14 protein-coding genes are annotated in these 14,184 nt (G+C 45.1%); 6 read left to right on the top strand and 8 right to left on the bottom strand.

Annotated elements, in window-relative coordinates:
• The first annotated feature begins 43 nt into the window (after nt 1-43).
• The gene (locus QUF19_RS02120) at nt 44-793 is read left to right on the top strand and encodes a potassium channel family protein (RefSeq protein WP_286295553.1); all 750 of its coding nucleotides are present in this window, start codon (nt 44-46) and stop codon (nt 791-793) included.
• Between the two features lie 51 nt (nt 794-844).
• Here the strand turns inward: QUF19_RS02120 and QUF19_RS02115 are convergent, their stop codons facing one another.
• Nucleotides 845-2,362, bottom strand: coding sequence for a CYTH and CHAD domain-containing protein (locus QUF19_RS02115; protein ID WP_286295552.1), 1,518 nt, complete (start codon nt 2,360-2,362; stop codon nt 845-847).
• Between the two features lie 207 nt (nt 2,363-2,569).
• Here QUF19_RS02115 and QUF19_RS02110 point away from each other — a divergent pair, with 207 nt between their 5' ends.
• The 3 genes from QUF19_RS02110 to QUF19_RS02100 all read left to right on the top strand — a co-directional run bounded on the left by QUF19_RS02110 (nt 2,570) and on the right by QUF19_RS02100 (nt 5,458).
• Complete coding sequence (locus QUF19_RS02110) at nt 2,570-3,250, top strand: TIGR00153 family protein (protein ID WP_192889926.1); 681 nt, start codon at nt 2,570-2,572, stop codon at nt 3,248-3,250.
• Between the two features lie 128 nt (nt 3,251-3,378).
• Complete coding sequence (locus tag QUF19_RS02105) at nt 3,379-4,641, top strand: inorganic phosphate transporter (RefSeq protein WP_017080239.1); 1,263 nt, start codon at nt 3,379-3,381, stop codon at nt 4,639-4,641.
• A gap of 205 nt (nt 4,642-4,846) precedes the next feature.
• Complete coding sequence (locus QUF19_RS02100; RefSeq protein WP_017080238.1) at nt 4,847-5,458, top strand: TIGR04211 family SH3 domain-containing protein; 612 nt, start codon at nt 4,847-4,849, stop codon at nt 5,456-5,458.
• Between the two features lie 156 nt (nt 5,459-5,614).
• Here the strand turns inward: QUF19_RS02100 and QUF19_RS02095 are convergent, their stop codons facing one another.
• Complete coding sequence (locus QUF19_RS02095; protein WP_286295551.1) at nt 5,615-6,532, bottom strand: general secretion pathway protein GspB; 918 nt, start codon at nt 6,530-6,532, stop codon at nt 5,615-5,617.
• A complete protein-coding gene (locus QUF19_RS02090) occupies nt 6,532-8,220 on the bottom strand; it encodes an ExeA family protein (RefSeq protein ID WP_286295550.1) in 1,689 nt (562 codons plus the stop codon). Before QUF19_RS02090 ends, QUF19_RS02095 begins: the two co-directional genes overlap by 1 nt.
• A gap of 36 nt (nt 8,221-8,256) precedes the next feature.
• Between QUF19_RS02090 and QUF19_RS02085 the strand changes: the two genes are divergently transcribed.
• A complete protein-coding gene (locus QUF19_RS02085) occupies nt 8,257-9,573 on the top strand; it encodes a multifunctional CCA addition/repair protein (protein WP_286295549.1) in 1,317 nt (438 codons plus the stop codon).
• 88 nt (nt 9,574-9,661) lie between these two features.
• Here the strand turns inward: QUF19_RS02085 and QUF19_RS02080 are convergent, their stop codons facing one another.
• The 3 genes from QUF19_RS02080 to folB are packed head-to-tail and all read right to left on the bottom strand — an operon-like array spanning nt 9,662 to nt 11,319.
• Entirely contained in the window at nt 9,662-10,465 is an 804-nt protein-coding gene (locus tag QUF19_RS02080; RefSeq protein WP_286295548.1) for an undecaprenyl-diphosphate phosphatase, read from the bottom strand.
• A 15-nt stretch (nt 10,466-10,480) separates the two neighbouring features.
• Nucleotides 10,481-10,963 (bottom strand): 2-amino-4-hydroxy-6-hydroxymethyldihydropteridine diphosphokinase, encoded by a 483-nt coding sequence (gene folK, locus QUF19_RS02075; RefSeq protein WP_286295547.1) that lies wholly within the window; start codon nt 10,961-10,963, stop codon nt 10,481-10,483.
• Entirely contained in the window at nt 10,960-11,319 is a 360-nt protein-coding gene (folB, locus tag QUF19_RS02070; protein ID WP_004735969.1) for a dihydroneopterin aldolase, read from the bottom strand. Before folB ends, folK begins: the two co-directional genes overlap by 4 nt.
• Before the next feature lie 137 nt (nt 11,320-11,456).
• Here folB and plsY point away from each other — a divergent pair, with 137 nt between their 5' ends.
• Nucleotides 11,457-12,053, top strand: coding sequence for a glycerol-3-phosphate 1-O-acyltransferase PlsY (plsY, locus tag QUF19_RS02065; protein WP_009847793.1), 597 nt, complete (start codon nt 11,457-11,459; stop codon nt 12,051-12,053).
• 92 nt (nt 12,054-12,145) lie between these two features.
• Here the strand turns inward: plsY and QUF19_RS02060 are convergent, their stop codons facing one another.
• Entirely contained in the window at nt 12,146-12,961 is an 816-nt protein-coding gene (locus QUF19_RS02060) for an alpha/beta fold hydrolase (protein WP_286295546.1), read from the bottom strand.
• 160 nt (nt 12,962-13,121) lie between these two features.
• Complete coding sequence (tsaD, locus tag QUF19_RS02055; protein ID WP_010434613.1) at nt 13,122-14,138, bottom strand: tRNA (adenosine(37)-N6)-threonylcarbamoyltransferase complex transferase subunit TsaD; 1,017 nt, start codon at nt 14,136-14,138, stop codon at nt 13,122-13,124.
• Nucleotides 14,139-14,184 lie beyond the last annotated feature (46 nt).

The following is a 14,184-nucleotide window of genomic DNA, read 5'->3' as shown; positions in this document are numbered from 1 at the left end:
CTATTTCAGTCAAAGTTCGCGATTTATTTTGAGCCTCGTATGAATGTTAAATAGTATCAAAGACACAACCAAGCCGATGAGCTTATTATCACTGATTCTCTCTTTCTTAGCGTTATTTGTGATCTCAGGCTTATTGTTTGCACCGATTGATAAAGAATCGAAACAAGTCCTTATCGGCCTCGATTTTATAATCTGTAGTGTTTTTCTTTTTCAGCTCACAATTGATCTATTCAGATCACAAAACAAGAAAGAATACCTAAAAGTACACTGGATCGATTTCTTAGCAAGCATCCCGATGGTCGAGCCGCTTCGTTTCGCTCGCATTTTTCAGATCCTGCGTGTAATTCTCGTTCTGCGCTCAGGTAAACGTGTTTTCAGAGAGCTATTTCGCAATCGAAAAGAGACCACTCTCGCTTCAATCATTCTGCTGCTGGTTATTCTCTTAACCATAGGTGCAGGAACAATACTTCTGTTAGAACACAAAGATCCTAATGCCAACATTACCACTGGCCAAGATGCTTTATGGTGGGCTTTCGTTACCATCAGTACTGTGGGGTATGGCGATCATTATCCAGTAACGAGTTCAGGAAAATTAGTGGCGTCTTTGGTGATTATTTGCGGCGTGGGTGTGTTTGGTATGATTTCAGGCTTGATTACTTCTTTAATCACCTCTCCCACTCATCATGAGAACCAACGGGCTGAAAACAAAGAGAAGCATCTTGAAAAGATCATAGAGCAGCAACAGAAAATCCTCGAACGACTAAAGAAGCTCGAGCAACAAACAAAAAAATAGGGCCGAGGCCCTATTTAAAAATTCATACTTATCTTGATACCGGCAGTGAGTCTAGTCTTGCCAGTATGGCTCAACTTCGACACTGATTTGGCGCGTCTGCTCCATAGCATGCAGGATAGACACCTCTTGACGAGCCAACCAACGCTCTAGCTGAACCTTCTCATCACCTTCCAACTTTTCAGTCAAAGGCTCTAATGTTTTAAGTGCCAGCAAGTCATCAATGCCTTGCACCATATCGGCCCATGGCAAGCGGAAGCTGTTGCGCTCATCGTCGTCATACAAACTCGCGAAACCGACACCAGAATATAGATTGCGCATCAAACGGTATTGTTGATCAATGTACGCTTGGCTGGTCATAACTCGCTCTGGTGGGAAAGCTTCCATCAAGTCTGCCCATGTACGATCGAGTTGCTGCACCGAAAACCATTCGATACCACGACCCATTTGCTCACGCGCTTTCTCATCTAAGAATGGCTGCCAACCACGAGACAAGATCCAACGGCTTAGGTCTAGCAACAAACCGGTATAACGAGCAGAGCTCAACAAGGTAAGCAGGTCTTCACGATCAGGAAGTTGTTCTTGCATCTCTTTCAGTTCAGCCACTAAGAACTTGCGCGCATCAAGTTTACGCAGCACGTGGCCTTTATCTTCCAGTAAATCTTCGAAGTGGTCATAGCTTTTCAGCCAATCGAGCTCTTGCTCAAGCCACTTTAGTTCCTGACGTAAAATAGCACTCGCGCGTCTTGGCACGATGCCACCATAAATAGTGAAGGTTTGACGGATAAAACTCAGCGAGTGACTGATCTCATGTAGCGCTTCAATTGATTGGCGCTCGGTGAAGATCTGCTCGTGATAGTGCCAATGAGCGAGAGCATGCTCTAAAGATTGAATGAAACACGATTCAACGGTATCCGTTTTGCCAGTATCAACTAATGTCAAAGGAGCAACTTCATCTCCTTGATAACCTTGAGCAAGACGATAGCCCTTAGCCGCTTTGCTAAGGTTGCCTAAGCGCATGCCGCCTTGCTCGCAAAATTGACGAGACAAAGTAAACAGAGCATCGGTTTGACCTGATTTAAGTTCTAATTCGACTTCGCAAATGGGTTCTTGTAGGCCGCCAGATTCGACAAAACCTTGGTCAAATGCCACTTCGACTTGGCTACCATCAGGCATACCCACCAGCCACTGTTCACGAGTGAAGTTGGTAGAGAACAAAGGCGTCAGCTCTGCTTGTAAGGTTTCAATGTCCTTACCTGCTGGCCAAATATCCTCAGGATGTAAGGATAACTTAGGCTCATTGCTGTCGTGTTCTGCGTTGTATTCTGGTCTTTGATGCAGGCCAGCAACCACACGACCTGCGGTCTTAACGGTTTGTACAAACACGTCATCAAAACGTCGAATGCGCAAGCCTGTATCGTGCTTGCGTAGCCAGTTGTCAGGGGTGTCAAAGTAGATGTTACCTAGCTCACGACAACTGTGCTGAAGTACTTTAGTTTCAGCAATTTTATTGCGTAAAGTCTCTGAAAAATCAGGAGAAACAAAAAACTTCAGTTCTATCTCGGTTTCCATAGTTATACCTTTCTGTGAAGATAGGGACAGGATATTGCCAATTTGAAAAGTCAGCAAGTCAGAAATATCGCCCTTATGATGATCTAAAACAGTTTTAATGAGACATTGATTAGGTTAACATGCGCGACTTTGTAGCCATCGCTTAACATTTCACCATGAATATGGTGTATGTTGTTTTAAGGTTATTATTTATTAGGTTGGATGACCATGCCAGTAAATACAATTATGGGGTTATTTGCAAAGTCCCCAATTAAACCTTTGCAGCGTCACGTAGTATGCGTGAACGAATGTTGTTCTCACCTAGTTAATTTCTTTGAAGTTTCTTCAAAAGGTGACTGGGAGAAAGCTTCTGAAATTCGAGCTCAGATTTCTCACCTTGAGAAAGAAGCTGACGTACTAAAACGTGAAATTCGCCTTAAACTTCCTCGCGGTTTGTTTATGCCAGTTGATCGCACCGATATGTTGGAGCTTTTAACTCAACAAGACAAACTAGCAAACCTAGCGAAAGACATTGCTGGCCGTGTATATGGTCGTCAACTTGTCATTCCTGCTCCAATGCAACAGAACTTCATCGCTTACGTTAAACGTTGTCTAGATGCAGCGAACCAAGCACAAAACGTAATCAATGAATTAGACGAATTGCTTGAAACGGGCTTTAAAGGCCGTGAAGTAACACTCGTTGCTGAAATGATTCATCAATTAGATGTAATTGAAGATGACACGGACGCGATGCAGATCGAACTACGCCAACAATTGATGGCGATAGAAGAAGGTCTGAATCCAGTTGACATCATGTTCTTGTACAAGATTCTTGAATGGGTTGGTGGTATTGCAGATCAAGCACAGCGTGTTGGCGCTCGTCTTGAAGTAATGCTTTCTCGATCTTAAATCATACGTTAACCATATAACGAAGAGCACTTTTTAACCAAACCACTTATGCGCTGAGTATTCCTCTCGCTGAGCGGTTTTTTGCGTCTAAATTTGTTCCGCTTGTTATCAAACAACTAGGTATTACGATGGATATCCTTGCTAACTACGGCACTGTCCTGATTATTGTTGCAGCAGCTTTCGGTTTCTTGATGGCTATTGGTATTGGTGCAAATGACGTTGCGAATGCAATGGGCACTTCAGTAGGCTCTAAAGCTCTAACCGTTAAACAAGCGATCATTATCGCAATGATCTTTGAATTCGCAGGTGCTTACCTTGCGGGCGGCGAAGTAACAGACACGATCCGTAAAGGTGTTATCGAAACGTCTCTATTCGCTCATCAACCTGATGTACTTGTGTACGGCATGATGTCAGCGCTACTGGCTGCTGGTACATGGTTGCTTCTAGCATCATACATGGGCTGGCCAGTATCAACGACTCACTCAATCATCGGTGCAATCATCGGTTTCGCTTGTGTGTCTGTAGGTACAGAAGCAGTAGACTGGAACAGCGTTCAAGGTATTGTGGGTAGTTGGATTGTCACACCGTTGATTTCCGGCATCTTCGCCTATCTCATTTTTGTAAGTGCCCAACGACTGATATTCGATACAGAAAATCCGTTGTTTAACGCTAAGCGTTTTGTGCCTGTGTACATGTTCATTACGACCATGGTCATTGCACTTGTAACTATCAAAAAAGGTCTTAAGCACGTTGGCCTTCACCTAACCGGCACTGAAGCATGGTTATGGGCAGCAGGTGTTTCTGCTCTCGTCATGATTGGCGGTTACTTATACATTCAGAAGAAATTTGCTAACCGCGAAGAAGACCATGGCTTTGCTGGCGTTGAAGGTATCTTCAGCGTACTTATGGTTATCACAGCTTGTGCAATGGCATTCGCACACGGTTCAAACGACGTAGCTAACGCGATTGGTCCACTGTCTGCTGTTGTTTCAACGGTTGAGCACATGGGTGAAATCTCAGGTAAGAGCACTATCGCATGGTGGATTCTTCCACTAGGTGGTATTGGTATCGTTGTTGGTCTTGCTACCATGGGTCATAAAGTAATGGCGACTGTGGGTACTGGTATTACAGAACTAACACCTAGCCGTGGTTTCGCAGCTCAGCTTGCAACTGCATGTACAGTTGTTCTTGCTTCAGGTACTGGCCTTCCAATCTCAACCACACAAACATTGGTTGGTGCGGTATTAGGTGTAGGTTTCGCTCGTGGTATCGCAGCTCTAAACCTAGGCGTTGTGCGTAACATCGTTGCTTCTTGGATTGTAACGCTACCTGCTGGTGCACTACTTGCAGTTGTGTTCTTCTACGCAATTCAAGCTATGTTCACCATGTAATAGCCCTGACGTTAGTAAATATTAGCGTCAGAAAACGGTGAGCTTCGGTAACGATATGTAAATACCATGTCATTATTGACTCAAACGCACAGAAAGGGAGGCTTTGCCTCCCTTCTTTGTTGCACCGCATAAAGAAACTAAATATTATTTGCTCATTGAGGCTGACTCATACGCCTACCCAATTTGAATCGTTAAGGGATTTACTGTGAAAAAACTGATTAGCTTAGTTTTGCTCGCAATGCTTGCGGCTCCAGCTGCCTTTGCACAAGACCGTTATATTGCTGACAAACTATTTACTTATATGCATTCTGGCCCAAACAACACATTCCGTATCATCGGTAGTGTTGATGCTGGTGAAAAGATTACTTACCTACAAACTAACAAGAGCACGGGTTACACCCAGGTTCAAGACAACCGCGGCCGTAAAGGCTGGGTAGAAAGTAAGTTTGTAAGCACTCAAGAAAGCATGGCTCTGCGCATGCCAAAGCTAGAGAAAGAACTGACTGACGTAAAAGGCAAGCTTGCAAATGCACGCCAAAGCGCAGACAGCGAGAAAGCTGGCCTAGCGAGCTCTCTAGACTCTCGTAACAAGCAAATTGCTGAACTTGAGCAAAACTACAGCGAGATTAGCCAACAGCTAACGAGCTCTCAAACAGAGAACCGTGAGCTACGCGCTAAGCTAGACACACAAAAAGATGATCTACTACTGAAGTACTTCATGTACGGTGGTGGTGTTGCTGGTATTGGTCTACTTCTTGGCCTTATCCTTCCGCACATCATGCCTCGTCGCAGAAAGTCACCAAACGGCTGGTCGTAAGCTGACCGCTTTTCCTGTTTGGCTTATCTTGCGCTAAATAGAGTAAATTCAGTATCGAATATCAAAAAAGGAGCACCGAGGTGCTCCTTTTTATTTGTCTTGGTTTCTCGTTCAAATATCCACCCGGTACGACTGGAAAAGCGAATCCCTATTACGCTAACCTTTCCACTCGTATAGAGCCGGGATTTCTATCTTCTGCTGATTAAACTCGATGATCACCGACTGTGGTTTGATCTCTAGCAACTGGATGTCTTGTCCAATCCAATCTCCTTGCGCCACTTCATGGCCATTCACTTTGACCCAACGTTTCGTTTCACTACTCGAGTACATATGAGTTTGTAAATCTAACTTTGGTAGCACCCCAAACAAACTACTGCCATGAGATTCTAACTCGATGACTGGAGATTCCATGCTTGTAGCCGGTCTAGAATCCATTGGCTCAGGCGCACTTTGTTGATCTTCCATAATAGACTCAAGTTTCAAGGCTAAGTCTGGTGGTAGCTCAGTAAGATCAAGTCCTTGCAGTAAATCACGATCTGATTGCAACTCATTACTGCTGTCACGTGAATTTGATTGTGTCGGTGAAGATTCAAAGCTCTCCAAACTAGGTTCTGAACCTAACTCTGAATTGGATTCAGAGACATCAGCGAGTGCAAGCATGGCGTTCGAGTTATCCATATCAGCAGTGCCGTTGATATTTACTTGTGCATACACTTCTTTACGCGGCAGTGCTTTTAACTCGTTATTTGTCGGTGCTGTGCGAATCAAGAATGGTGACTCATCTTGTGCGACTGCCACGGTTTCATTCGTTACCGTCGCCTTTGAAGCGATCATTTTATCCTCAGGCTTCGGAGGCATTGATTTAGTAGACTGGCTGAGTACTTGAGGTGGGGAAGTATAAGATTGATAAACCAACGCCCCACCGACCAACAAAGAAGGAACTAATAGCAGAAGAAGCCCCATCGCGAGCGACGACCCTCTCTTTTTACTGATAGCCACTGCAGAATTAGGTACGTGATGGCTTTGGTAGCCTCTAAGCTCGGATTGTTTGAGCTCTTGCATAATGCGTGACATTAGCTAGCTCCTCCATCAAGTGACATCAACTTAGGTGAATCCAGTTGAGCCAACCTTTGCAATCTTGCCAATGTACGTTTGCCCGCAATACCGTCCACAGACATACCCTGCCAAGTTTGAAAAGCTTCGACTTTCATTTTTAATTCATTATCAAACACATCATTTCCTGAAACGACTTCACCTAACACTTCAGACAACAGTAAATCCAATAATGTTACGGCTTCGCCTTGATAACCCTCTTTTAGGGTTTCTCTCAGTGGTTGTTTCCAAATAGCGACATAATCGCCTTGCCACAATTGCTCTAACGAGCGCTTAGGCATCACCAACAACTTCTCGTTAATGAGTAGTTCAACCGAGTCGTCAGACTCTCCATAAAGTACAGCGAATACCGACTCTTGTTCGAGTTCAAGATTGAGAACCACAGGTACCCCAAGCTCCAATAAATCCGTTAGGTTGGCCTGTTGTTGCTCACACACGAACACGCTTTGAGGTTCACTTAAACACAAACCATCACGCAAAGAAGACTGATATCCCCATAAGGTATAAAGATCTTTAATCGCAAGAGAACGGTTAGTTCCTTGCATTAAATGCTGTTGAATATCTTGTGGTAGTGCAAACTTTGAAGGCTTCGGTTCTACCGCTAAGTTAGCCTCTGCCGCTAACTTAGCCGTATCTGCCACCAATGAGCGTTGTGCATGTGCCAGCACTTCGGTTTTAGCTTCGTTTGAAGTGTTCGTCGATAGCCATGACTCAATGTATGACGGGGCAAAGTTAAAAGTAGTAAAGGCTAAGCCAATGCTTAACGTCGCTAAACCGGCATATTTGAGTAGTTTTGGTGCGACGGTAACTGCGTGCTGTTTTTCAACATGATACACATCAGCCTGAAAGGCCATGATCTGCTGACAAGCTCGGTTAACCGTCTCATTCGATGGCGTTTGCTCTCCATCATGAAAAGCTAACTGCAGTGCTTTATCACACACCAAATTGATAAGCCTTGGAATACCATGGGTATATTGAGCGATCAGCTTGATAGCACGATTCGAAAATAACATTTGCTCGCCACCTGCAGTCTCCAAACGAAACGCGATGTACTTGCCAGTCTCTTCAGTATTAAGAGGCAGTAAGTGATAACGACCTGTAATGCGCTGTGCAAGCTGACGTAGCTGAGTGGTCTGTAAATGCTGCTGCAATTCCGGTTGACCAACCAACAGCACTTTTAACAGCTTACGACTGTCTGTTTCTAGATTGGTTAGAAGGCGTAGCTGCTCCAACACATCGGCTGCGAGATGTTGGGCCTCGTCAATCACCAGTAAGGTTTGAATACCTTCAGCATGGCTATCCAACAGGAAATAATGAATCGCTTGGCTGAGCTGTTTCAGCGATGCTCGTTCAGGGTACTCGACCTCGAACTCATCACAAATAGCTTCCAGTAAATCCGTATTGGAAAACGTAGGGTTAAGTATAAGGCCAGCTTGAGTCTGATTATCGAGTGATGACAACATCGCTTTGGCGACCGTTGTTTTTCCGGTACCCACTTCACCAGTAAGCATCGCAAAGCCCCCACCCTCGCCTAAACCGGCTTGTAGGTTCTGCATCGCTTCTTGGTGACGCTGACTCAAAAACAAATAGCGAGAATTTGGTACAATCGAAAATGGCATCTCAACGAAGCCAAAATATTCCTTATACATGTGCTGCCCTATAATTACGATTAATGGAAAGTACCATTGCTCGCAGTAAAGTCCAGCAGTGATAAAACATTTCGAGGTGATAAGTTGCAAATATACGATAGCCTACCAAAAGAGCGTGGGTTACAGCGCTACCTAGTCGGTGGAGCGGTACGCGATAAGCTGCTCAATATTGATAGCTATGATAGAGATTGGGTCGTGGTAGGAAGTACCCCTCAAGAAATGGAAAGCCTTGGCTTTACTGCTGTCGGGAAAGATTTCCCTGTATTCTTACACCCAAAAACCAAAGAAGAGCACGCACTGGCTCGTACCGAGAGAAAGTCAGGTTCGGGCTACACGGGTTTCGAGTGTTATTTTGCTCCGGACGTGAGTTTGGAAGAAGATCTGATGCGTCGAGATCTCACGATCAACGCCATCGCTCAAGATGATAAAGGCGAGCTCTGCGATCCTTATCATGGGCAGCAAGATCTTGATAACCGTATTCTAAGACACGTCTCGGACGCTTTTGTTGAAGATCCTCTTCGTGTGCTCCGTGTGGCTCGCTTCGCCGCTAAACTTCACCATCTCAACTTTACGATTGCACCTGAAACCATGCTGATGATGAGTGAGATCGTTCTATCTGGAGAACTGGCACACCTCACGGCTGAGCGTGTTTGGCAAGAGTGGCATAAGTCGCTTAGTACACCGCACCCTGAAGTGTTCCTTTCCGTTTTAAGAGAATGTGGCGCATTGGCGGTTGTTTTACCTGAGATTGACGCTCTATTTGGCGTACCTCAACCTGAAAAATGGCACCCAGAGATCGATACTGGCATTCACACTCTGATGGTTGCTCAGCAAGCTGCGCTATTAAGCTCATCGCTACCAGTACGTTTTGCAGCTCAAGTGCATGACTTGGGTAAAGGCGTCACACCACAAGCCGAATGGCCAAGCCACAAAATGCATTGTCATACTGGCTTGAAGATCATTAAGAAGCTGTGTGAAAGAGTAAGAGTGCCTAATGAATTCAGAGACCTCGCGCTGTTAGTGTGTGAGCAACACTCTAATATCCATCGCGCAGGAGAACTCAAACCTACAACTTTCCTCAAGGTTCTGAACAAGTTTGATGTTTGGCGTAAACCAGACAGGCTCAATGACATCTTGCTTTGCTGCCAAGCCGATCATGCTGGCCGTAAAGGATTAGAAGATCAGCCTTACCCTCAGAAAGCGCGTTTTGAAGTGGCTTACCAAGCAGCGCTTCAAGTCGAAGTGAAATCGATTATTTCAGATGGCTTTCAAGGTAAAGATATTAGAGAAGAACAAGAGAAACGCAGAGCTGTCGCGATTGAGAGCGCGTTATCAGAACTATCTAACAGTTAATCTTCACTACGCCAGTAAATACGCATTAAAAAACCCGCGACTAAGCGGGTTTTTCATTTCAACTTGTAGGGTGCTGCATAAGCACTTATTACTGCATCATTAAGAAAGCAAACAGACCACAACCTAAAATCAGGCGGTAGATAACAAACGGTGTCATACCCATACGCGAGATAAGCTTCAAGAAGAAGTGAATACAGATATAAGCACTGATGAAAGACACCGCAACACCCGTTAGCAGAGTGCCAACATGGATTGGGTCACCGCTTGTCACCAACTTAAGACCTAAGTAACCACCAGCTAGAGTGATGATTGGGATAGACATCAAGAAAGAGAATCGAGCAGCGGCTTCACGTGTAAAACCAAGATAAAGCGCGGCCGTAATCGTCGCACCAGAACGCGATGTTCCAGGGATGATCGCCATTGCCTGAGCAAGACCGATAAACAACGCCTTTTTCCAACCCGCTTGGTATTCGTCATCACGCAGGCTTGAGTTCTTATCCACCCACCATAGCAATAGGCCAAAGATGATGGTGGTCGTTGCAATCACCCACGCACTGCGTAAGTAGATCTCAACAATATCTTTCATCAACAAACCAAAGATACACGCAGGAATCGTCGCGAGAATGATCATCCACGCTAGCTTCGCTTCTTTGCTGCGATCGCCCTTAAAAATAGATCCAAAGAAAGCGCCCAAAAGAGACACCACTTCTTTGCGGAAATAAATAACCACGGCAGCCAAAGTACCGACATGGACCGCGACATCAAAAGCCAAACCTTGATCTTCCCAGCCTAAAACAGCAGAAGGAAGGATTAAGTGTGCCGAACTGGAAATAGGCAGGAATTCAGTAAAGCCTTGCACCAACGCCAATATAAACGCTTCAAAATAACTCATTACTTACCTTAAAAATTATAGTTTTATGTCTACGACAGAGAGCGAGTCTAATTGCTGCATATTCTGCCATATATCACCGACGGTTCTTCCGTCTTGCGGGATCACTCTCGCAGGACAAAGATCATAAAGTGGTTGTGTTACAAAAGGATATTTATAGATATCACTACGTGGTAATTCTGGATCACTCGCAGAAACCGCCTCACCAAACAGCACAATATCAAGATCGAGTTTACGGTCTTGAAGTTTATGCGCATCTTGGGAGCGACCCCATTTAAACTCAATTTTACGTAACTGTTGTGAAAACTCCGTCAATGACAACGGAGTATCAAGCTCTATCACAAAGTTATAAAACGAGTGGCTTTTAAACCCAACAGGCTCACAGTGATAGATTTTAGAGCATTTAAGGTTAGTCCCTAACGATTGAAGCTCTGTCCATGCCACCTTTGCATGCTTGTCGCGGTCTATGTTCGTGCCAACACCAACATAGGCTATTGTCATGCCTGACCTCTTTCGATGATCACGCCTACAGCTTTTGCTTGAGGCACTGCGCCAGGCTTAGCTAAACGGATTTTGATCCAAGGTACTGAGAACTGAGTCATGATTAGTTCAGCGACTTCTTCTGCCACACGCTCAACCAATAGAAATCGGCCATTAGCAATATGATCCAGCACAGCAGTACTTACCGTCGAGTAGTCCAAGGCATCAACCACATCGTCACTTTTACCCGCAGGGCGATTGTCATGAGCCATTTCAATATCAAGCACAAGTTTTTGTTTAATCTCTTGTTCCCAATCGTAAACACCGATCGTTGTAATTACTTCTAGCTGTTCAATGAAAACTTTATCCAGTGCCATGACTTGTCCTTTTAGAGGTCGGATACCCATATGGGGGAAAAAAACGTATTATTTGCGTAATTCCGGATATGATATCAATTACTCTGGGATTGAGCATTATTTTCCCATCGTTAGGCTTATAACCGTTAAGGACAGACATGACCCCTTTGGCTCTCATCATGATCATTGCTGCCTATTTACTAGGTTCAATCTCGAGTGCGGTCTTGATATGCCGAGTTTTAAGACTCCCTGATCCTCGAACGGTAGGTTCTAACAACCCTGGAGCAACCAATGTTCTGCGTGTTGGCGGTAAAGGCGCAGCTGCTGCCGTCCTTTTGTGTGACATGCTTAAAGGTACCATTCCAGTCTGGCTTGGCTACTACCTCAAAATCGACCCGATCATTTTAGGTGTTGTCGCGATAGCGGCGTGTCTTGGTCATATGTATCCAATCTTCTTCCACTTCAAAGGTGGTAAAGGCGTCGCAACCGCACTCGGAGCCATCGCCCCAATTGGATTCGATTTAACAGGCATGATCATGGCGACTTGGTTAGTGGTCGCGTTTTTGTTTCGCTACTCTTCATTGGCGGCACTGGTCACCGTCTTACTTGCGCCTTTCTACGCTTGGTTAGTCAAACCACAATATACGCTGCCAGTGGCCATGCTGTGTTGCTTGATTGTGTTGCGTCACCATCAGAATATCCGCCGCCTTCTCGATGGCAGCGAGCCAAAACTCGGACAAAAAAAATCGGCTTAAACTGTCATGTCTAAGCCGAACTATTTTTAAACCGAGATAAATTCAAACCGACACAAATCTCAGTCGATCAATACTATTCAGTCTTTAAGAACTTACAGCAGATGTTTATCTAAAAACGTCTTCAGCATTGTGTTCACAAACTCTGGTTGCTCAAGCGAGCTAATATGACCAGCACCTGGAATCACCACTAACTCACTGCCCGTAATGCAATCATGCATTAGGTATGATTCAAGTGCCGGACGTGGCTTATCCTCTTGCCCTACAGCAATCAAAACTGGCAGTGCAAAGTTCTCTACCACTTCAATCATATCGCGACGCCCAAATACCATTCGACCGATTCGCGCGACTTCTTCCGCTGTATCACCCTGAAGTTCAGACAAATGCTGAGTAAAGCTCTCAACCAAAGCTGGTGAGTTTGTGTGAGCGTCATTGGCGAAGAATAGTGGAACCACGGCTTCAACAATCGGTTGAGGAACCATTTTTGTTTGAGTAATGGTGTCTAACATGCTGAAGTATTTAGCATGGGCAACTTCTGGCTCTAAACCAACAAAGGTATCCATAAGCACCAAAGACTGGATTCGCGCAGGCGCTAACTCCGCTAGTTCTGTTCCCCACATACCGCCCACCGATAAGCCGACAACGGAAAACTCTTCGATTTCTAAATGATCAAGGAGATCCAAAATGTGTTGAGCGTAATCTTTCAGGTTATGCATCGAGTTCGGCGCGGCTTGTGATTCACCATGAGACCAAAGCTCTGGAACAATACAGCGATACTGAGCTTTTAGAGCCTCGACCTGTGGCTGCCACATTGCACTATCCCAAAGATAGCTGTGGCCAAATACAACAACAGGGCCTTGACCTTCATCTAGGTACGTCATCGACTGGTTATCTACAGTGAACTTATTCATTTTCTTCCCTAATCTCTATCGGCAATTATTTATCGACATATAGTCGGTAAGCTAGGATATAAAAACGGCCGCTCAAGGCGACCGTTTATCGAAATGCTATGGTTTATTCTGCGCTTAGCTTTTGTTGATCAACAGGTTCTCGTTGAACGATTGCGACTAGTTAAGCAATTGGCTCTAGTTGGTCAATTGGCCAACGCGGCGTGGCATGAACAGACAAATCAGCCGTTTCACCATTTTTAAGGCGTTGCATACCCGCATAAGCAATCATCGCACCGTTATCAGTACAGAACTCAGTTCGTGGGTAATAAACCTCACCACCAATTTTCTTCGCCAACGCTTCAAGCTCAATACGTAGCTGTTTGTTGGCACTTACGCCACCAGCAATCACTATACGTTTCATGCCCGTTTCCGCCAAGGCACGCTTACATTTAATTACCAAGGTCGCACAAACGGCCTCTTGGAAAGCGTAAGCGATATCAGCACGCGTCTGATCGTCGTTGTCATTCGCACGAATGGTGTTCGCAGCAAATGTCTTTAGACCAGAAAAGCTCATATCGAGTCCCGGGCGATCGGTCATTGGACGCGGGAACTTAAAACGACCTGGTGTGCCTTTTTCTGCTAAACGAGACAGCAATGGACCACCTGGGTAATCTAAGCCCATCAACTTCGCGGTTTTATCAAATGCTTCACCTGCAGCATCATCAATCGATTCACCAAGAATTCGATACTCGCCGATGCCCTTCACTTCTACCATCATGGTATGTCCGCCAGAAACTAGCAGAGCTACAAATGGGAATGGTGGCGGGTTATCTTCTAACATAGGAGCAAGAAGGTGACCTTCCATGTGGTGAACAGGTACAGCTGGCACACCCCAAGCATAAGCGATACTGCGACCAATGGTTGCACCAACCAGTAGAGCACCAACTAAACCAGGTCCCGCAGTGTAAGCCACACCATCAATGTCTTTTGACGTGAGATTCGCTTCAGCCAATGCCGCTTTAATCAGTGGGATGGTCTTTTTTACGTGGTCACGCGATGCCAACTCAGGAACCACACCACCATAATCGGCGTGCAGCTTAACTTGACTGTATAATTGATGAGAAAGCAGGCCTTGCTCATCATCATAAATCGCAATTCCTGTCTCATCACAAGAGGTTTCAATACCAATAATGCGCATAATTTTCTCGGCACGCTTTCGTCTAAAATGGGAAATTAGCGCAATA

The organism is Vibrio sp. FE10 (assembly GCF_030297155.1).
GTDB lineage: Bacteria > Pseudomonadota > Gammaproteobacteria > Enterobacterales > Vibrionaceae > Vibrio > Vibrio apostichopi.
This window is presented reverse-complemented; position numbering and strand designations above follow the sequence as displayed.

What these genes read in the sequence shown, in the direction of transcription:
- QUF19_RS02095 (WP_286295551.1), bottom strand. Translation starts at nt 6,532, where the DNA reads ATGTCACGCATTATGCAAGAGCTCAAACAATCCGAGCTTAGAGGCTAC.
- plsY (WP_009847793.1), top strand. Translation starts at nt 11,457, where the DNA reads ATGACCCCTTTGGCTCTCATCATGATCATTGCTGCCTATTTACTAGGT.
- QUF19_RS02080 (WP_286295548.1), bottom strand. Translation starts at nt 10,465, where the DNA reads ATGAGTTATTTTGAAGCGTTTATATTGGCGTTGGTGCAAGGCTTTACT.
- QUF19_RS02110 (WP_192889926.1), top strand. Translation starts at nt 2,570, where the DNA reads ATGCCAGTAAATACAATTATGGGGTTATTTGCAAAGTCCCCAATTAAA.
- QUF19_RS02060 (WP_286295546.1), bottom strand. Translation starts at nt 12,961, where the DNA reads ATGAATAAGTTCACTGTAGATAACCAGTCGATGACGTACCTAGATGAA.
- QUF19_RS02105 (WP_017080239.1), top strand. Translation starts at nt 3,379, where the DNA reads ATGGATATCCTTGCTAACTACGGCACTGTCCTGATTATTGTTGCAGCA.
- QUF19_RS02120 (WP_286295553.1), top strand. Translation starts at nt 44, where the DNA reads ATGTTAAATAGTATCAAAGACACAACCAAGCCGATGAGCTTATTATCA.
- tsaD (WP_010434613.1), bottom strand. Translation starts at nt 14,138, where the DNA reads ATGCGCATTATTGGTATTGAAACCTCTTGTGATGAGACAGGAATTGCG.
- QUF19_RS02115 (WP_286295552.1), bottom strand. Translation starts at nt 2,362, where the DNA reads ATGGAAACCGAGATAGAACTGAAGTTTTTTGTTTCTCCTGATTTTTCA.
- folK (WP_286295547.1), bottom strand. Translation starts at nt 10,963, where the DNA reads ATGACAATAGCCTATGTTGGTGTTGGCACGAACATAGACCGCGACAAG.
- QUF19_RS02090 (WP_286295550.1), bottom strand. Translation starts at nt 8,220, where the DNA reads ATGTATAAGGAATATTTTGGCTTCGTTGAGATGCCATTTTCGATTGTA.
- folB (WP_004735969.1), bottom strand. Translation starts at nt 11,319, where the DNA reads ATGGCACTGGATAAAGTTTTCATTGAACAGCTAGAAGTAATTACAACG.